The sequence below is a fragment of the Citrobacter sp. Cf116 genome (genome assembly GCF_030336505.1).
Classification (GTDB): Bacteria; Pseudomonadota; Gammaproteobacteria; order Enterobacterales; family Enterobacteriaceae; genus Citrobacter; species Citrobacter freundii.
The window spans coordinates 1478456-1497345 of record NZ_JAOWEQ010000037.1; the positions used below are offsets into that span (position 1 = coordinate 1478456).

Below are 18890 nucleotides of genomic sequence, written 5' to 3' on the forward strand. Positions count from 1 at the left end.
ACGTCTGTTTAAGTGAAACGCCGCATTCTACACTACAACGCTGAGGCGAGGAAATGTTCATAGAGCAAGGATAGCGGGAACTGGAAACAACTTTGCAAAGTCGATGAAACTTTTGTCGGATGGCGACATAAACGCCTTATCCGGCCTACGCCTGCATCTGAGGACGCTGTAGGCCTGATAAGCGCAGTGCCATCAGGCAAAGATATCACTGCTGGGTTTCGACGCGAATAAGATCGGGTGGGAGAGCAACGTTCAGAATGACCGGCTGCCAGGCTTCGCGTTCAGCAAGCTTACGAGAGTATCCACGAGCAATCAGGAATCCGCCCACGCCCCCCAGCACTGCTCCGCTTAATGCCGCAAGATCGGAACCAAACAGCACCTGGAATAGCGCCGCGAAAAGAAACAGTCCCGCCAACGGAGACATGTAGACCAGCATCGCCGAACCGAGCAGGCTACCTTCGGCAATGCCCAGTTCAACTTTTTGACCAGGGGTCAAGGGTTCGTCGCAGGGCACCACGATGGTGTGTGTGGTCTGAGGTCCCAGTTTGTTCAGCACGCGGCTCCCGCATCCGGCCCGGGAAGCACAGCTGCTACATGATGCTTTAACATCACAGCTGACCGTCGCCAGACCATTTTGCCAGGAGACGACCGTCGCCCACTCTTTAATCATTGTGCTGCCCTGAACTTAATATTGTCCGCGATACGCTTCGCCGTTTGCGGCGGAAGCTCACCGACAATAGTGATTTCGGCATTATCTCGCACGCTGGTGCTAACCGTGCGGCGTCCAGTGCGCAGCAGCTGATCGGCGCTGTTTTGCGTCGCGCGGTTTACGTTCACGGAGAAACTGAACAGACCATCGGAATAAAGCCGTGATTCGATCGGCATGTTATCCATCGTCGGCAGCGGACGTCGACTGCTGGACACCTCGCTGAAGCCTTGCGGCAACCACGACGGACTCCAGTTGAAGTTGGTTTTCTCACCCGCAGGAACTGACAGCAACGGCGGCAGATTGGCTTTCGCCAGCGTCTGCATGCTGTCGCTGACACCGTTGTTAACAGTAAACGCGATGACGCGGAACTGTTCCAGCGTTTCGCCATCACGGTCAAGAAGATCAACACGCATTGGCAGCTTGGTCTCAGTGTCCATCCAAACGATATAGCTGTAACGGGTGCCGTCACGCGCCACAACGCGGATCACTTCACAGAGCCTGTCGGCAATACGGGTGCGGCCTACTGAGATAAAATCATAGTAGGGAGCAAGACGTTTGAAGTCGGTGTAAATCAGGGAGGGCAGTGAGTCAACGATATAGTCGCCGTTCAGCGTGAACGGTTCGAGACCTGGCTCAAAATAGCTGATTTCGTTGCCACGTTGCACCACTTCCCGGCGCGGACCATCCATTTGCAACAGTTGCGCGAGCGGACGGTTATCCTGGCGGGCATGGCGATAACGTAGGGATTCAACACCCTGCTTATTGATGCTGACAAATGACAGCTCATAGGTGAGCGACTGGCTGGCCAGATTCATCTGCTGCAACAACGCCCCGGACGCAGGATTGGCCGAGGCGTTGACAGAGAAGAACAGGCTACCAGCCACAAGTGACATGGCAAACCAAAGTTGCTTCATTACTGCGATTGCGTTCCTAAAGTTTGAATTCCTGGCACCTGCACAGCGGCTTGCTGTGTCTGGGCCTGCTCAAACTGAAGCTGTTCAGAGTGCAGTCGACGTTGCAGTTCGTAATCCTGCAACATGGCATTAATACGACGACGCTGCTCCTGTACCTGCTGTTGTTGACCGACGCTGGCCGTCGCATCAGAAGGTACACCCAGGCTTACCGGACTGGCTTTACCCATCATCGGTAATGTATTAAATACCGGCGTTTCGGGCTGCTGGGACGTTTCAGATTGCCCATTATAGTGCTGGACGCCAACAATAACTGCAAGTGATACACACGCGGCCACACCCATTTGAGTAAGCTGCGCGGCCCACGGACGCATTTTCTTCCAGAACGGCATTTTCTGCCACTGGTGCGGTGCTGGCTGGGCCTCAGGAATCAATGGCGCCGTCTGACGTACCGGCTCATCCTGGATGGCGGCCATTACGCGGGCGGAAATATCGAAATGGAGAACGTCGGCAGTATCACCTCGCATGGAATCGCGAATCAGGTGATAACTCTCCCAGGTTTTTTGCATTTCCGGGTCGTGAGCCAGCTCTTTGAGCAACTCAGTATCCAGCGTTTCGCCATCCATTAAAGCGGAAAGTTTTTCTTTCTGCATGCCTAATACCTTTTCCAGTATCCCGCTATCGTCAACGCCTGATAAGCGGTTGAACTTTATTATCAATAGCTTCCCTCGCTCGGAAGATACGTGAACGCACCGTACCCACCGGACAATCCATGATAGCGGCTATCTCTTCATAGCTCAGGCCATCCAGCTCCCGCAAGGTTATTGCCATGCGTAAATCTTCCGGGAGGGACTCAATAGTTCGGAAAACTATCTGTCTCAGTTCTTCTGACAACATTAAGTTCTCAGGGTTCGAAATTTCTTTCAGCGCACCGCCACTTTCGTAATTTTCTGCTTCAATCGCATCTATATCACTGGAAGGTGGACGACGCCCCTGAGCGACCAGGTAATTCTTCGCTGTATTGACCGCAATACGATACAGCCAGGTATAAAAAGCACTATCCCCCCGGAACGAGTCCAGCGCACGATAGGCTTTGATAAATGCTTCTTGTACTACATCGGGTACATCACCCGACGGTACATAGCGAGAAACCAGACTCGCCACCTTATGCTGATAGCGCACTACCAGTAGGTTAAAGGCTTTCTGATCTCCCTTCTGGACCCGTTCTACCAGGACCTGGTCCGTTAACTGCTCGCTCATCCGAGGTAAAGTCTCCCCAAACCAAATTTCCACGCGCCTTCGAAACGCCACTCCATCAGCTTCACTATGAGCAAGCAAATGCTTAGAGTGCTCAAGTTTCGTAAAGTTCCGTTACGCATTGTTTTTTGTTTGTCATGTTGTAGACAGGTCTTATCTCTCATTATAAGTCTACATAACCCGATCAACGCACTATCTGTACAGAAATGCCCATTTCACCGCTTGCAGAGTAACCCAACGGGCACTTTATTTCATCACATAATCTGATGCTAACGGCCTGCTTCACAAAATATTTTTGCCTATTTCACCCTCATCATGTTTTTCTTTCATGTTTAGTCATTGCAACACGTTTAAAAATAAAACGTGCAGTATCGCGCAATGTGGTGCTATGGTGACCAAACACTGTTTAGTAAATTAAACAAAAATCATGAATACGACTCCTGAATTATCCTGTGACGTGCTGATCATTGGCAGCGGGGCTGCCGGACTCTCACTGGCGCTGCGCCTGGCTGAAAAACATCAGGTTATTGTCCTGAGCAAAGGGCCGGTCAGCGAAGGCTCGACATTTTATGCCCAGGGCGGTATTGCCGCGGTTTTCGATGAAACCGACAGTATCGACTCCCACGTTGAAGATACGCTGATTGCCGGGGCCGGGTTGTGCGATCGCCATGCGGTTGAATTTGTCGCCAGCAATGCCCGTACCTGCGTTCAATGGCTAATCGATCAGGGCGTCTTATTTGATACGCAGGTTCAGCCTAACGGTGAAGAGAGCTATCACCTGACCCGTGAAGGCGGTCACAGCCATCGACGTATCCTGCACGCTGCGGATGCTACCGGCAAAGAAGTCGAAACCACCCTCGTCAGCCAGGCACAAAATCACCCCAACATCCGGGTTCTCGAGCGCAGTAATGCTGTCGACCTGATTGTCTCCGATAAAATCGGTCTGCCGGGAACGCGTCGGGTTGTCGGAGCCTGGATCTGGAATCGTAATAAAGAAGCCGTCGAAACCTGCCATGCGAAGTCGGTAGTGCTGGCAACCGGCGGCGCGTCAAAGGTGTATCAATACACCACCAATCCGGATATTTCCTCGGGTGACGGAATTGCAATGGCCTGGCGTGCGGGATGCCGCGTCGCCAACCTGGAGTTTAACCAGTTTCACCCAACAGCGCTGTATCATCCGCAGGCGCGCAATTTTCTGCTGACCGAAGCGCTGCGCGGCGAAGGCGCGCACCTGAAACGCCCGGACGGTTCACGCTTTATGCCCGATTTTGACGAGCGTGGCGAACTGGCTCCCCGCGATATTGTCGCCCGCGCCATTGATCATGAAATGAAGCGCCTGGGTGCAGATTGCATGTTCCTCGATATCAGTCATAAACCGGAAAAATTTGTTCGTCAGCATTTCCCGATGATTTATGAAAAGTTGCTGGGACTGGGCATTGATCTAACCAAAGAGCCTGTTCCCATCGTGCCTGCCGCGCACTATACCTGCGGCGGCGTGATGGTTGATGACTTTGGCCGTACCGATGTCGATGGGCTGTATGCGATCGGCGAAGTGAGTTACACCGGCCTGCATGGCGCCAACCGGATGGCATCGAACTCATTGCTGGAGTGTCTTGTTTACAGCTGGTCCGCGGCTGAAGATATCGACAGGCGTATGCCTTATGCACGCGGCGTCAGCACGCTCCCGGGCTGGGATGAAAGCCGGGTAGAAAATCCGGATGAGTTGGTTGTTATCCAGCATAACTGGCATGAACTGCGGCTGTTCATGTGGGATTACGTCGGTATTGTCCGTACGACCAAGCGCCTGGAACGCGCTCTGCGCCGTATCACCATGCTGCAACAGGAAATCGACGAGTATTACGCCCATTTCCGTGTGTCGAACAACCTACTGGAGCTGCGCAATCTGGTGCAGGTTGCCGAGCTGATTGTCCGCTGCGCGATGATGCGCAAAGAGAGTCGGGGCCTGCACTACACGCTGGATTATCCAGAACAGCTTCCAGAGGCGGGCCCGTCAATTCTCTCGCCGCTCAGTCATCACATAAACAGATAGAACGCCTGGGTCAGCGCCGTATAACCTTCAGAGTAACGTTGGTCTGGCCCACGGATCACCAGCCTGTCGCTAAAGCACTCCCCGGCCTGCGGGGAGAATGCCAGCAATACCCGATGCGGTAGACGGGCCTCGGTTTCTGCTACATCCGTGCGCAATCGCAGATGCCAGCCCATGCTAAGCGCCTGCTGAGTAAATGCGTTACCAATCTGCTCCGGTAGCACCACACAAAAAAAGCCGTCTTCCGTAATGCTGTCCGCCGCCAGCGTAAGCAACGCCTGGTGATCGAGCGAGGTGGTATAGCGGGCCTGCTCGCGCTGCGGTGTAGCGCATTCCACGCCCTGTTCATAATAGGGAGGATTGCTGATTATCAAATCAAAACGCACGGTCTGACGCGGTATCCACTGTTGCGCATCTTCTGTATGAACAATCACGCGATGCATCCACGGAGATTGCGCGATGTTCTCCTGCGCCTGCTGCGCGGCGTCGACATCAAGCTCCACGGCGTCAATGATGACGTTTTCATCAGTGCGCTGGGCCAGCATCAGCGCCAACAGGCCGCTCCCGGTACCAATATCCAGGATCCGCTTTACGCCCGCAACGGGAGCCCAGGCCCCCAATAAAATACCGTCCGTTCCGACTTTCATTGCACAGCGATCGTGTGCCACAAAAAACTGCTTAAAAGTAAATCCATTACGTTTCAGTACGGATGTAGACTGGGGCATGAAGAACAACCTTCCTGGAAAAAAAACGATAACATAGGATAAAAACAATACCTGAGAAGGTATATCCATACAAACAGATGAAGATTGCAGCCGTAACGTCTATAATCAGCGCCCCACTCAGAGGTAGAACATGACTGTAACGACTTTTTCCGAACTTGAACTCGATGAAAGCCTTCTGGATGCCCTCCAGGAAAAAGGTTTCACTCGCCCGACCGCCATTCAGGCTGCCGCCATTCCGCCTGCGCTCGATGGCCGTGATGTACTCGGTTCTGCGCCGACAGGCACCGGTAAAACGGCGGCATATTTGCTGCCAGCGTTGCAGCACCTGCTCGACTTCCCACGCAAGAAATCTGGTCCGCCGCGCATTTTAATCCTGACGCCAACGCGCGAACTGGCGATGCAGGTTGCTGAACACGCCCGTGAGCTGGCGAAAAATACGCATCTGGATATCGCGACCATTACCGGCGGCGTGGCTTACATGAACCACATGGAAGTCTTTAGCGAAAACCAGGACATCGTGGTTGCCACCACGGGTCGTCTGCTGCAATACATTAAAGAAGAAAACTTCGACTGCCATGCGGTTGAGACGCTAATTCTCGATGAAGCAGATCGTATGCTGGACATGGGTTTTGCCCAGGACATCGAACATATCGCCGGTGAAACCCGCTGGCGTAAGCAAACCATGCTGTTCTCCGCCACGCTGGAAGGCGATGCGATTAAAGATTTTGCCGAGCGTCTGTTGGAAGATCCGGTCGAAGTCTCAGCGGATCCGTCCACCCGCGAACGCAAGAAGATCCATCAGTTTTACTACCGTGCCGATGACATCGAGCACAAAACTGCGCTGTTGATCCATCTGTTAAAACAGCCGGAAGCGACCCGCTCGATTGTCTTCGTACGTAAACGCGAGCGTGTGCACGAGCTGGCAGGCTGGCTGCGCCAGGCGGGCATTAACAACTGCTATCTCGAAGGCGAGATGGTGCAGAACAAACGCAATGAAGCGATCAAACGCCTGACCGATGGCCGCGTGAACGTGCTGGTAGCCACCGACGTTGCCGCTCGCGGGATCGATATTCCTGACGTCAGCCATGTGTTTAACTTCGACATGCCGCGCAGTGGCGATGCCTATCTGCACCGCATTGGCCGTACCGGTCGCGCAGGTCGTAAAGGTACTGCGATCTCTTTGGTTGAAGCGCACGACCATCTACTTCTCGGCAAAGCGAGCCGCTATATTGACGAACCGCTGAAAGCACGCGTCATCGACGAACTGCGTCCAACCACGCGCGCGCCAAGTGAGAAATCCAACGGTAAACCATCCAAGAAAGTGCTGGCGAAGCGCGCCGAGAAAAAAGCGAAAGAGAAAGAGAAGCCGCGGGTGAAAAAACGTCACCGCGATGCAAAAAATATCGGCAAACGTCGTAAGCCGAGCGGAGCTGCTACCCAGCAGTCCGACAAAGAGTAAACCGAATGCCGGGCCGTTTAGCCCGGCATTTTTTCACGTGATGCAAAACTCTCTTCAATACACTCAAGAAACACCCGCATCGCCGGACTAACGACTTTTCCGGCATGATAACCACACAATGCCGTAATTAACTCAGGTTGTTCACTGTACGGTAATTCAATCAATTCCCCAGAACGTAGCTCCTTCTCAACAGCAAAACGCGGCAAAAAGCTGACCCCAAGATTTGCCGATACGCACTGCTTAATGCTTTCAATGCTCCATAGTTCAATGGTATTTTCCAGCGTAATCTGTCGTTTACGCAGTAGCCCCTCGAAGCGCTGTCTGAAAATACATTGCGGCTCATTAATGATAAAACTGCAGGGAATGTGCTGGTTATATTGAGTAAAATCAACGTGCTGGAGCAGCGGCGAAGCAACTAATGCCAGTGACTGATCGCCAAGCGGCATCAACTCAAGGGCATCGTCATTACCCACCCGATAAAACACCCCTAGATCGACCTCATCACTGAGCAACGCATCGCGAATGACATAGCAATTGAGTGACTGTAAAGACAATCGCACATGGGGCGCACGTTGTTTAAATCGCTGTAAAACCTGCGGCATTTTATACGCCAGCAGCGTTTCGCCCGTCGCGACACGTAGCTCGCCGCTCGGCTGCGCATCCTGATGTGCTGACTGTCGAATCGATGCCATCACGCGCGTCAGGTCATGGATATGCGGCATCAGCCGTTTTCCCTCACTGGTGAGACACATCCGGCGTCCAATTTTTTCAAACAACTGCACCGAAAGTTCTTGCTCAAGCTGTTGAATATGAAAGGTAACTGTTGATTGCGTACAACACAGTTTTTGTGATGCCCGCAGGAATGAGCCCTCTTCCACCACTGTTTTTAACGTAATAAACCGACGTAAATCCATTCGCACTAACCCATCGAAAATATCGAATTCAGAATGCAAAAACATTCATTTTTTTAAATGTTTTGTCTCGGGTACTGTCTACCAAAACAGAGGAGATAACAAGTGACCCCCACCCTTTTAAGTGCATTCTGGACCTATACATTGATTACCGCGCTAACCCCCGGACCAAACAACATCCTTGCGCTCAGTGCCGCGACATCACACGGTTTTCGTCAGAGTACGCGCGTACTGGCCGGAATGAGTTTGGGCTTTTTAATCGTCATGCTGATATGCGCCGGGATTTCATTTTCACTGGCGGTTATGGATCCTGCCATTATCCATTGGCTCAGTTGGGCTGGGGCAGCTTATATCCTGTGGCTGGCGCTGAAGATCGCCACCAGCCCGGCTACAAACGATGGTTTGCTGTCAGAGCCGATTAGCTTCTGGGCGAGTTTTGGCTTGCAGTTTGTTAACGTCAAAATCATTTTGTACGGCATTACCGCGTTATCCACGTTTGTATTACCGTACACTCAGGACGCGCACTGGCTGATTGGGGTGAGTATTCTGTTGGCGCTGATCGGCACCTTCGGAAATGCCTGCTGGGCGCTGGCGGGCCATCTTTTTCAGCGCGTTTTTCGCCGTTACGGCCGGCAGTTGAATATTATTCTGGCGCTGCTGTTGGTGTATTGCGCAGTAAGGATCTTTTACTAACGGATGCAAAAAAGCGGAAGACACACTGGCATCTTCCACTTTTTGATTCTTTGCTAAACGGGGTTATTCCCCGTGAGCCTTACAGGCTCTCAGTAAAGGTACGAGCAATAACGTCGCGCTGCTGTTCTGGGGTCAGAGAGTTGAAACGCACTGCATAACCAGAAACACGGATGGTCAACTGCGGATATTTTTCCGGATGCTTAACTGCATCTTCCAGCGTTTCGCGACGCAGAACGTTCACGTTCAGGTGCTGACCACCTTCCACGCGGACTTCCGGCTGTACGTCTACCGGTACTTCACGGTATTCGATTTCGCCCAGTTTGCTGACAGCAACGACTTCATCAGCATTGAAACCTGCTTTCGCAACGATGCAGCGTGCTTCGCCTTTTTCGCTGTCCAGCAGCCAGAAAGAGTTCAGCAGGTCGTCGTTTGCAGCTTTAGTAATCTGGATACCTGTAATCATTTGATGCCTCCCCGGCAAAATTATTTGATCTCGGTTGGCCGTCATACGGCCAATTGGTAAAACCATTGTTGCTTGAGTGTATATATACCCCTCACACACCCTTGAATCTTTGATTTAAATCAATAAAAACCACACATGAAAAGTGGTGATAGATAGATTTTATTGTTTTACATCAACTTACGCCGTGTACACAGATAAACTTTTTACATAAATTTTCAACTATCTTTAAGGGGTAGACCATTGAGAAACGTACAGAATTTTGCTACGTCGAAAGAAGCAGTTAAGCTAGGGGGATTGAAAATTCGCAGGAGAGCGAGATGGCCACCGAATTAACCTGGCACGATGTGCTGGCTGAAGAAAAACAGCAGCCTTATTTTGTTAACACACTGCATACTGTTGCCGGCGAGCGTCAGTCAGGAATGACAATTTATCCGCCGCAAAAAGATGTGTTTAACGCGTTTCGTTTTACCGAGCTTGGTGACGTGAAAGTTGTCATCCTGGGTCAGGATCCTTACCACGGCCCAGGTCAGGCACACGGTCTCGCGTTCTCTGTCCGCCCCGGCATTGCCACTCCGCCTTCGTTGCTGAACATGTACAAAGAGCTGGAAGCAACAATTCCCGGCTTCACCCGCCCCACGCACGGATATCTGGAAAGCTGGGCACGCCAGGGGGTACTGTTACTCAACACCGTACTCACCGTTCGCGCCGGTCAGGCACATTCTCACGCCAGCCTTGGATGGGAAACATTTACCGATAAAGTGATCAGCCTGATTAACCAACATCGGGAAGGCGTGGTTTTCCTGCTCTGGGGTTCTCACGCACAGAAGAAAGGCGCGATTATTGATGCGCAGCGTCACCATGTGTTGAAAGCGCCACACCCATCACCGCTCTCTGCGCATCGCGGTTTCTTTGGTTGCAATCACTTTGTACTGGCTAATGAATGGCTGGAACAACGAGGTGAAAAACCGATTGACTGGATGCCGGTATTACCCGCAGAAAGCGAGTAAAAAAATGCCAGCGAATCGCTGGCATTTTTATTATCAGGCTTTGTTCTGACGCCACCACTCCGCGAGCAACACGCCGGTCGCGACAGAAACATTGAGCGTTTCTACCTTGCCGGTACCGTCAATCGCCACACACAGGTCGTCGGCTGAACATGCTGCTTCTGGCAGAGCTTCACGCTCACGCCCTAATACCAGCACCATTTTTTCCGGCAGCGCGGTAGTAAACAGCGGTTTACCTTTCACGCTTGAGGTCATCACTACCGTGTAACCCGCGTTACGGAAATCGTCCAACACATCGACAATGCTGTCACCGGTAATCGGCTGAACATGCTCTGCTCCACCTTCAGCGGTACGGATAGCCGCCCCCGATTCCAGCAGCGCCGCATCCTGAACCACCACGCCTTTCACACCGAAGTGCGCGCAGCTACGCATCATACCGCCCAGGTTATGCGGGTTAGCGATATCTTCCAGTGCCAGCACGCAATCCTGTGCCCCTGCCTGACCGACCCACTGCTTAACGGTAGTACCGTTACGTTTTTTGATCAGGAAACAGACGCCACCGTGGTGTTCAGTGCCAGAGGCTTTCGCCAGCTCGGCTTCGTCAACCACGTGATAGGCTTTGCGGTTTGCCGCCATCCAGCGTAATGCTTCTTTAAAACGCGGGGTTACGCTCTGAACAAACCAGGCGCGGACGATAGCGTCCGGACGACTCTGGAACAGAGCCTGACAGGCATTCTCACCATAAACGCGGGTTTCTTCCGCGCGCTGACGGCGTAATACTTCAGGATCGATAAAGCTCTTACCGCTAATACCGCCGTGATCGGCTTTATCCGCTGCGTCATCATTCGGTGCGCGGGAAACGGTACGCCACGGTGAATCTTCACGTCTGCGGTCGCGTTCTACATCGCGGTCACGCCCGCGTTCACGACCACGTTCGCTGTTCGGACCCTTTCGTTCATCACGGGCAGGGCGACGACCGCCTTCGGCTCGGGAAGTACCGGGGCGACCGCCGCCTTTGCCAGTACGTGGATTTTGGGTGCGTTTATCCGAGTCATCGTCACTGCGGACGTACATCACTTTGACCTTGCCGTTTTTGTTCTTCAGTTCGTCGCTCATGTTTTTCTCCACCTGCTCTGCGCGAAGCGCGCAGATTACCCGATGTGCACGTCGTTAGCCATTATTTCATTTAAAAGCTAAGGACTATTGTACTCATTGAATAAAACGCATTGTTGTTTAGAACAGACTCTCCGATAATATGTAACATAATAGAAACATACTGGCGTTTATGCCGTGAAGTCCACTCCACTCATCCAGAGGTTAGTTATGAATACCGTTTGTACCAGCTGCCAGGCTATCAACCGCATCCCTGACGATCGTGTCCAGGAAGCGGCTAAATGCGGACGCTGTGGTCACGACCTGTTTGATGGGGAGGTGATCAATGCGACCGGTGAGACACTGGATAAACTGTTAAAAGACGATCTCCCGGTGGTCGTTGACTTTTGGGCCCCCTGGTGTGGTCCATGTCGTAACTTCGCCCCGATTTTTGAAGATGTCGCGGAAGAGCGTAGCGGCAAAGTGCGTTTTGTTAAAGTGAATACGGAAGCCGAGCGTGAACTCAGCGCCCGTTTCGGAATCCGCAGCATTCCGACCATCATGATCTTCAGAAAAGGTGAAATCGTCGACATGCTTAACGGCGCTGTACCAAAAGCCCCGTTTGATAGCTGGCTTAACGAATCATTATAATCTCTACGGGGCGCATCTTGTGCCCCGTTTTCACCTCTGCGACAATAGCGTTTTTCAACGTGTTTCCCCATGACCGATAACGCTGTTCTTCAGTTACGCGCTGAGCGCCTCGCGCGCGCCACGCGTCCTTTCCTTGCCCGAGGTAATCGCGTTCGCCGCTGTCAACGCTGCCTGCTGCCGCAGAAGCTCTGCTTGTGCGCAACTCTGGCGCCCTCTGAGGCAAAAAGTCGCTTTTGTCTGGTGATGTTTGACACCGAGCCGATGAAGCCCAGCAACACGGGGCGTTTAATTGCTGATATTCTGCCCGATACCACGGCTTTTCAGTGGTCACGCACCGAGCCACCGCAGGCGCTGCTGGAACTGGTAAAAAATCCGGATTACCAGCCGATGGTTGTATTCCCGGCCTCCTATGCGGGTGAAGAGCGTGAAGTGATTTTCACGCCACCAGCCGGTAAGCCCCCATTGTTTATCATGCTCGACGGCACCTGGCCTGAGGCGCGTAAAATGTTCCGCAAAAGCCCGTACCTCGATAACCTGCCGGTGATCTCTGTTGATTTATCACGCCTTTCTGCTTACCACCTGCGTGGCGTTCACGCCGAAGGGCAATATTGCACAGCCGAGGTGGCCATCGCCTTGTTGGATCTGGCGGGAGATACGCAAGCCGCAGAAGGGTTAAGCGATCATTTTACTCGCTTTAAAACCCGCTACCTGGCAGGAAAAACTCAACATCAGGGAAGCGTCACAGCAGATTTATCAGAAAACGTTTAAAATCATTCGGTCACTGGTGTCATTAAGGAAGCCGATATGAGTCAGCGTGGTCTGGAAGCACTATTGCGACCGAAATCCATTGCGGTGATTGGGGCGTCAATGAAGCCTAATCGCGCAGGTTACCTGATGATGCGTAACCTGCTTGCTGGCGGTTTCAATGGACCTGTTTTACCGGTGACGCCCGCATGGAAAGCGGTGTTGGGCGTACTGGCGTGGCCCAATATCAACAGCCTGCCTTTTAGCCCCGATCTCGCCGTGTTGTGCACCAATGCCAGCCGTAACCTGGCATTACTCGAAGCACTTGGCGAGAAAGGTTGTAAAACCTGCATTATTCTCTCAGCACCCTCGGCGCAGCACGCGGAGCTGCTGGCCTGCGCATCACGCTACAACATACGTCTTCTGGGTCCCAACAGCCTGGGACTTCTCGCACCCTGGCAAGGACTTAACGCCAGCTTTTCCCCCGTCCCGATTAAGCGCGGCAAGCTGGCTTTCATCTCTCAATCCGCCGCCGTGTCCAATACCATACTCGACTGGGCACAGCAGAGAGAAATGGGCTTTTCTTACTTTATCGCGCTGGGTGATAGCCTGGATATCGACGTTGATGAGCTACTGGATTACCTGGCACGCGACAGTAAAACCAGCGCGATATTGCTGTATCTCGAACATTTAAGTGATGCCCGGCGCTTTGTTTCCGCCGCCCGTAGCGCCTCGCGCAATAAACCTATTCTGGTGATTAAGAGCGGTCGCAGCCCTGCAGCGCAGCGTTTACTGCATACCAGCGCCGGGATGGACCCTGCGTGGGATGCAGCTATTCAGCGCGCCGGTTTACTGCGCGTACAAGACACTCACGAGCTGTTCTCAGCAGTCGAAACCTTGAGCCACATGCGTCCACTACGTGGCGACAGGCTAATGATCATCAGCAATGGGGCCGCGCCTGCCGCACTGGCATTAGATGAACTGTGGTCAAAAAATGGCAAGTTGGCGACGTTGAATGAAGACACCTGCCAGAAATTACGCGATGCCTTGCCTGAACATGTTGATATCGCCAACCCACTGGATCTGCGTGATGACGCCAGCAGCGAACACTACGTTAAGACGCTGGATATTTTGCTCGCCAGCCAGGATTTCGACGCGTTGATGGTGATTCATTCACCCAGCGCAGCCGCTCCCGGAACCGAAAGCGCACAGGCATTGATTGAAGCGGTAAAGCATCATCCCCGAGGAAAATTCGTCTCGTTGCTGACCAACTGGTGCGGAGAGTTTTCCTCACAGGAAGCACGCAGACTGTTTAGCGAAGCCGGATTACCAACCTACCGCACGCCTGAAGGCACTATCACTGCATTTATGCATATGGTGGAGTACCGGCGTAACCAGAAGCAACTGCGTGAAACGCCTGCGCTACCCGACAATCTGACCACCAACACCGCCGAAGCGCATAATCTGTTACAACAGGCGATTGCAGAAGGCGCAACGTCGCTGGATACTCATGAAGTTCAGCCTATTTTACAGGCCTATGGCTTACATACACTGCCGACATGGATCGCCAGCGACAGCGCAGAGGCCGTACACATCGCGGAGCAAATCGGCTACCCGGTGGCGCTCAAGCTGCGTTCTCCTGATATCCCGCATAAGTCGGAAGTTCAGGGGGTAATGCTCTACCTGCGTACAGCAACAGAAGTGCAGCAGGCTGCCAATGCAATTTTCGATCGGGTAAAAATGGCCTGGCCGCAGGCACGCATTCACGGTTTATTAGTACAAAGTATGGCGAATCGCGCTGGTGCTCAAGAACTTCGCGTCGTCGTTGAACACGACCCGGTATTTGGTCCGTTGATTATGCTGGGTGAAGGTGGCGTTGAGTGGCGACCGGAAGAGCAAGCCGTGGTGGCCTTGCCGCCATTGAACATGAATCTGGCGCGTTATCTGGTGATCCAGGGGATCAAAAATAAAAAGATCCGCGCTCGCAGCGCACTACGTCCGCTGGATATCGCCGGGTTGAGCCAACTTCTGGTGCAGGTCTCCAACTTGATCGTCGACTGCCCGGAAATTCAGCGTCTGGATATTCATCCTCTGCTGGCCTCCGCCGAAGAATTTACCGCGCTGGACGTTACGCTGGATATTGCCCCTTTCGCGGGAGATAACGAAAGCAGGCTGGCTGTACGTCCCTACCCCCATCAGCTTGAAGAGTGGGTGGAGTTGAAGAACGGCGAGCGCTGTCTGTTCCGCCCCATTTTACCGGAGGATGAACCTCATCTACAGCAGTTCATTTCTCAAGTGACAAAAGAAGATCTTTATTATCGCTATTTCAGTGAGATCAATGAATTTACCCACGAAGATTTAGCCAATATGACGCAGATCGACTACGATCGGGAAATGGCTTTTGTTGCGGTGCGTTGTAAAGATAATCACGAAGAGATCCTCGGCGTAACGCGAGCAATCTCGGATCCTGATAACGTAGATGCTGAGTTTGCCGTACTGGTTCGTTCCGATCTCAAAGGGCTTGGACTGGGTCGCCGATTGATGGAAAAATTAATTGCATATACCCGAGATCACGGACTTATACGTTTGAATGGTATTACGATGCCAAACAATCGTGGGATGGTCGCCCTGGCCCGAAAACTCGGGTTTGTTGTTGACGTCCAGCTCGAAGAGGGAATTGTTGGGCTAACGCTTAATCTGGCCCAATGTGAGGAATCGTGAGTAAGGTACTGGAAATGTTGACCACATTAATGGGTACTGGTGGTATCATTGCCCGCTTATGTCGTCTGCATAGCACAGAGGACCCTTCAATGAACAGAGAAGAAATGCACTGTGATGTTGTCAAAATTTAAGCGTAATAAACATCAACAACACCTTGCCCAACTACCCAAGATTTCTCAGTCAGTTGATGATGTAGATTTCTTTTATGCTCCCGCTAATTTCAGGGAGACTCTGCTGGAAAAAATAGCCAGCGCGACGCGACGGATCTGCATTATTGCGCTGTACCTGGAACAGGATGACGGTGGTAAAGGCATACTTGACGCTCTCTATGCGGCAAAACGGCAGCGTCCTGAACTGGATGTCCGGGTGCTTGTCGACTGGCACAGAGCTCAGCGCGGTCGTATTGGGGCTGCGGCATCCAATACTAATGCTGACTGGTATTGCCGAATGGCGCAAGAAAACCCTGGTATCGATATTCCTGTTTATGGCGTTCCGATTAACACCCGTGAAGCACTTGGCGTCCTGCATTTCAAAGGCTTTATTATCGATGACAGCGTCCTGTACAGCGGAGCCAGTCTGAACGATGTTTACCTGCATCAGCATGATAAATATCGCTATGACCGTTATCAGTTGATTCGCAATGCGCAAATGGCCGATATCATGTTCGATTGGGTTACGCAGAACCTGATAAAGGGTCGCGGCGTTAACCGCCTTGATGATATCAACCGACCTAAAAGCCCGGAAATTAAAAACGACATCCGCCTGTACCGCCAAGAACTGCGTGATGCGTCATTCCATTTTCAGGGTGATGCTGATAACGAACAGCTTTCGGTTACGCCTCTGGTGGGCCTTGGGAAATCCAGTCTGTTAAATAAGACCATTTTCCATCTTATGCCCTGCGCGGAGCACAAACTCACAATCTGTACCCCTTATTTCAACCTGCCCGCCATACTGGTGCGCAATATCATTCAACTGCTGCGTGAAGGGAAAAAGGTTGAAATCATTGTCGGTGATAAAACCGCCAACGACTTTTTCATTCCAGAAGATGAGCCATTCAAGATCATCGGCGCGCTGCCTTATCTGTATGAAATAAATCTGCGCCGTTTCCTGAGCAGATTGCAGTATTACGTGAATACCGACCAGCTGGTCGTACGCCTATGGAAAGATGATGACAACACCTATCATCTGAAAGGTATGTGGGTTGATGATAAATGGATGCTGCTCACCGGCAACAACCTTAACCCTCGCGCCTGGCGTCTGGATCTGGAAAACGCCATCCTTATCCACGATCCTAAGCAAGAGCTGACTCCCCAGCGCGATAAAGAGCTGGAGCTTATCCGTACGCATACTACCGTCGTTAAGCACTATCGCGACCTGCAAAGTATTGCTGACTATCCAGTCAAAGTGCGTAAGCTCATTCGTCGACTACGCCGTATTCGTATCGACAGATTAATTAGCCGTATTCTGTAATCAAGACCCCGTCCAGTGACGGGGTTTTTCATATGGAGGCAACGGTGCGCCTGTTCATTCTTACCAGCATCCTGGCCATTTCTGGCTGCAGCCACATGGCTAACGACCAGTGGAGTGGGCAAGACAAAGCTCAACACTTCATCGCCTCCGCCATGCTTGCCGCAGCCGGCAATGAATATGCCCAACATCAGGGCAACAGCCGCGATCGCAGTGCGGCTATCGGCCTGATGTTCTCAGTCAGCCTGGGCGCATCAAAAGAACTGTGGGACAGCCGTCCCGCAGGGAGCGGCTGGAGCTGGAAGGACTTCGCCTGGGATGTTGCAGGCGCGTCTACCGGCTATGCGGTCTGGCAACTGGCACATTACTAGAGGCGCAGACCTTTCCCCTTCCCATGCAGCATCAGCGATACTAAAAACGCGACAACTGCCAGCGCGGTGACGTACCAGAAGAATGTCGTTTCCATACCGACAGACTTCAGGGATAACGCCACATATTCAGCTGAGCCACCAAACAAGGCATTAGCCACCGCATAAGATAAGCCAACTCCCAGAGCACGCACCTGCGCCGGGAACATCTCAGCCTTCAAAATACCGCTGATTGACGTATAGAAACTCACGATTAACAGGGCACACATCACCAGAGCAAACGCCATATACGGGGATGTTATGCTTTGCAATGCTGTCAGAATGGGAACAGTGAAAATCGCAGCCAACGCGCCAAAACACAGCATTGAAGTACGCCGGCCAATCTTATCTGACAAAGCGCCGAACAGCGGTTGAACCAGCATGAACACACACAGTGCCGCCGTCATAATCCCGCTGGCTACGTTGGCATGCATACCAGCGGTATTGACCAGGTATTTCTGCATGTAGGTTGTGAACGTGTAAAAACACAACGAACCCGCGGCGGTAAAGCCAAGCACCATGACAAAGGCTTTGCGATTACGCCACAGACCTTTCAGGGAACCCGCTTCTTTCAGCGCGCGAACGTCCTGTTTCGAGGTTTCATCCAGTTGGCGACGCAGCCATAGCGCAACAATAGCCAGCACGGCGCCCAACGCAAATGGAATACGCCAACCCCACGCTCTGAGCGCAGAGTCTTCTAACGTGTGCTGTAATATGACCACAACCAGCAATGCCAGTAACTGTCCGCCGATTAACGTTACGTACTGGAATGAAGCATAAAAACCTTTCTTACCTTCAACGGCAACTTCACTCATATAGGTCGCGCTGGTTCCGTATTCACCACCTACAGATAACCCCTGGAATAGTCTGGCCAGCAATAATAGCGCAGGGGCCCAGGTACCGATAGTTTCATATCCCGGTAGACAAGCGATCACCAACGATCCCATACACATCATACAAACGGACAGCAACATGGACTTTTTACGCCCGTGCTTATCCGCAATACGGCCAAACAACCAGCCTCCAATTGGTCGCATCAAGAAGCCTGCGGCAAACACGCCGGCGGTTTGTAAGAGTTGTGTGGTGGTATTTCCTGATGGGAAAAAGATATGAGCAAAATAAAGAGAACAGAAAGAGTAGATATAGAAATCAAACCATTCGACCAGATTCCCTGATGATGCTCCGACAATTGCCCATATACGACGGCGGGTATCGCCGTCTGCCAGCGCCCCGTTCTCAGTTACACTACTATCAGCCATTAGAATTGTACCCCTGCCAACGATCGCGTGAATTTCTCAATGATGGTTGTGTGTTTTTTGGTGAATCAAATGTTATATAATTGTTATATATTATTATGCAGGAAAGATCACGGTTTTAATTAGCAGAGAAAGGATTCAGATATGTTCGAGGGAGAGATCCGTGTAGTAGCTCGAGACAGAGTGCTTTTTTTAGTCGATTAAGGCGGTTAGGTCGAATCCAGCAATCTGCCGCCGGAATTGCCTGATGCGCTGCGCTTATCAGGCCTGCACAATACGTTCAGCCCGGCGGTTTTTACCCCGCACACACGCAAAAAAGCCCATCCGTCAGGATGGGCTTCTTCACTTTATTTGATGCCTGGCAGTTTATGGC

At 52.1% G+C, this 18890-nt stretch carries 19 protein-coding genes; 9 read left to right on the forward strand and 10 right to left on the reverse strand.

What is annotated here, in order from left to right; all coding sequences use genetic code 11:
- Positions 1 to 205: 205 nt before the first annotated feature.
- Genes rseC through rseD form a run of 5 tightly spaced genes read right to left on the reverse strand, consistent with a single transcriptional unit; the run spans position 206 to position 3041 of the window.
- Entirely contained in the window at positions 206 to 670 is a 465-nt protein-coding gene (gene rseC / locus OGV74_RS16450; protein ID WP_003037576.1) for a SoxR-reducing system protein RseC, read from the reverse strand.
- Entirely contained in the window at positions 667 to 1623 is a 957-nt protein-coding gene (gene rseB, locus OGV74_RS16455) for a sigma-E factor regulatory protein RseB (protein ID WP_003037575.1), read from the reverse strand. Before rseB ends, rseC begins: the two co-directional genes overlap by 4 nt.
- Positions 1623 to 2273, reverse strand: coding sequence for an anti-sigma-E factor RseA (gene rseA, locus OGV74_RS16460; RefSeq protein WP_286521152.1), 651 nt, complete (start codon positions 2271 to 2273; stop codon positions 1623 to 1625). The genes rseB and rseA overlap by 1 nt, the downstream gene beginning before the upstream one ends.
- Positions 2274 to 2304: 31 nt before the next feature.
- Positions 2305 to 2880 (reverse strand): RNA polymerase sigma factor RpoE, encoded by a 576-nt coding sequence (gene rpoE / locus OGV74_RS16465; protein WP_003037573.1) that lies wholly within the window; start codon positions 2878 to 2880, stop codon positions 2305 to 2307.
- Positions 2877 to 3041 carry a rpoE leader peptide RseD gene (gene rseD / locus OGV74_RS16470; protein ID WP_049259737.1) on the reverse strand — a complete coding sequence of 55 codons (165 nt, stop codon included), beginning with the start codon at positions 3039 to 3041 and terminating at the stop codon, positions 2877 to 2879. The genes rpoE and rseD overlap by 4 nt, the downstream gene beginning before the upstream one ends.
- 263 nt (positions 3042 to 3304) lie before the next feature.
- Between rseD and nadB the strand changes: the two genes are divergently transcribed.
- Entirely contained in the window at positions 3305 to 4927 is a 1623-nt protein-coding gene (gene nadB, locus OGV74_RS16475; protein WP_086504432.1) for an L-aspartate oxidase, read from the forward strand.
- Here nadB and trmN read toward each other — a convergent pair.
- Positions 4912 to 5649, reverse strand: a complete 738-nt coding sequence (gene trmN, locus OGV74_RS16480; RefSeq protein WP_086504433.1) for a tRNA(1)(Val) (adenine(37)-N(6))-methyltransferase TrmN — start codon at positions 5647 to 5649, stop codon at positions 4912 to 4914. The genes nadB and trmN overlap by 16 nt on opposite strands.
- Before the next feature lie 130 nt (positions 5650 to 5779).
- Here trmN and srmB point away from each other — a divergent pair, with 130 nt between their 5' ends.
- The gene (gene srmB / locus OGV74_RS16485) at positions 5780 to 7108 is read left to right on the forward strand and encodes an ATP-dependent RNA helicase SrmB (protein ID WP_003037569.1); all 1329 of its coding nucleotides are present in this window, start codon (positions 5780 to 5782) and stop codon (positions 7106 to 7108) included.
- Between the two features lie 17 nt (positions 7109 to 7125).
- Here the strand turns inward: srmB and OGV74_RS16490 are convergent, their stop codons facing one another.
- Complete coding sequence (locus OGV74_RS16490; protein ID WP_086504434.1) at positions 7126 to 8022, reverse strand: LysR family transcriptional regulator; 897 nt, start codon at positions 8020 to 8022, stop codon at positions 7126 to 7128.
- A gap of 102 nt (positions 8023 to 8124) precedes the next feature.
- Here OGV74_RS16490 and eamB point away from each other — a divergent pair, with 102 nt between their 5' ends.
- Positions 8125 to 8712 carry a cysteine/O-acetylserine transporter gene (gene eamB / locus OGV74_RS16495; protein ID WP_086504435.1) on the forward strand — a complete coding sequence of 196 codons (588 nt, stop codon included), beginning with the start codon at positions 8125 to 8127 and terminating at the stop codon, positions 8710 to 8712.
- A gap of 79 nt (positions 8713 to 8791) precedes the next feature.
- Here the strand turns inward: eamB and grcA are convergent, their stop codons facing one another.
- Positions 8792 to 9175 (reverse strand): autonomous glycyl radical cofactor GrcA, encoded by a 384-nt coding sequence (gene grcA / locus OGV74_RS16500; RefSeq protein WP_003037563.1) that lies wholly within the window; start codon positions 9173 to 9175, stop codon positions 8792 to 8794.
- Positions 9176 to 9492: 317 nt separating this feature from the next.
- Between grcA and ung the strand changes: the two genes are divergently transcribed.
- A complete protein-coding gene (ung, locus tag OGV74_RS16505; RefSeq protein ID WP_003037561.1) occupies positions 9493 to 10182 on the forward strand; it encodes a uracil-DNA glycosylase in 690 nt (229 codons plus the stop codon).
- A 33-nt stretch (positions 10183 to 10215) separates the two neighbouring features.
- Here the strand turns inward: ung and OGV74_RS16510 are convergent, their stop codons facing one another.
- Positions 10216 to 11295: a tRNA/rRNA methyltransferase gene (locus tag OGV74_RS16510; protein ID WP_048218418.1), complete on the reverse strand. Its 1080-nt coding sequence runs from the start codon at positions 11293 to 11295 to the stop codon at positions 10216 to 10218.
- A 207-nt stretch (positions 11296 to 11502) separates the two neighbouring features.
- On the opposite strand from OGV74_RS16510, the gene trxC reads away from it, so the two are divergent.
- The 5 genes from trxC to OGV74_RS16540 all read left to right on the forward strand — a co-directional run bounded on the left by trxC (position 11503) and on the right by OGV74_RS16540 (position 17225).
- Positions 11503 to 11922: a thioredoxin TrxC gene (gene trxC / locus OGV74_RS16515; protein ID WP_003037559.1), complete on the forward strand. Its 420-nt coding sequence runs from the start codon at positions 11503 to 11505 to the stop codon at positions 11920 to 11922.
- Positions 11923 to 11991: 69 nt separating this feature from the next.
- Entirely contained in the window at positions 11992 to 12690 is a 699-nt protein-coding gene (tapT, locus tag OGV74_RS16520; RefSeq protein ID WP_003037557.1) for a tRNA-uridine aminocarboxypropyltransferase, read from the forward strand.
- A gap of 36 nt (positions 12691 to 12726) precedes the next feature.
- Entirely contained in the window at positions 12727 to 15387 is a 2661-nt protein-coding gene (locus tag OGV74_RS16525) for a bifunctional acetate--CoA ligase family protein/GNAT family N-acetyltransferase (protein WP_003037556.1), read from the forward strand.
- A 114-nt stretch (positions 15388 to 15501) separates the two neighbouring features.
- Positions 15502 to 16857 (forward strand): CDP-diacylglycerol--serine O-phosphatidyltransferase, encoded by a 1356-nt coding sequence (pssA, locus tag OGV74_RS16535; RefSeq protein ID WP_008319601.1) that lies wholly within the window; start codon positions 15502 to 15504, stop codon positions 16855 to 16857.
- A 32-nt stretch (positions 16858 to 16889) separates the two neighbouring features.
- Complete coding sequence (locus tag OGV74_RS16540) at positions 16890 to 17225, forward strand: YfiM family lipoprotein (RefSeq protein WP_153687927.1); 336 nt, start codon at positions 16890 to 16892, stop codon at positions 17223 to 17225.
- Here OGV74_RS16540 and OGV74_RS16545 read toward each other — a convergent pair.
- Positions 17222 to 18520 (reverse strand): MFS transporter, encoded by a 1299-nt coding sequence (locus tag OGV74_RS16545; protein ID WP_086504436.1) that lies wholly within the window; start codon positions 18518 to 18520, stop codon positions 17222 to 17224. The genes OGV74_RS16540 and OGV74_RS16545 overlap by 4 nt on opposite strands.
- Positions 18521 to 18890: the final 370 nt, after the last annotated feature.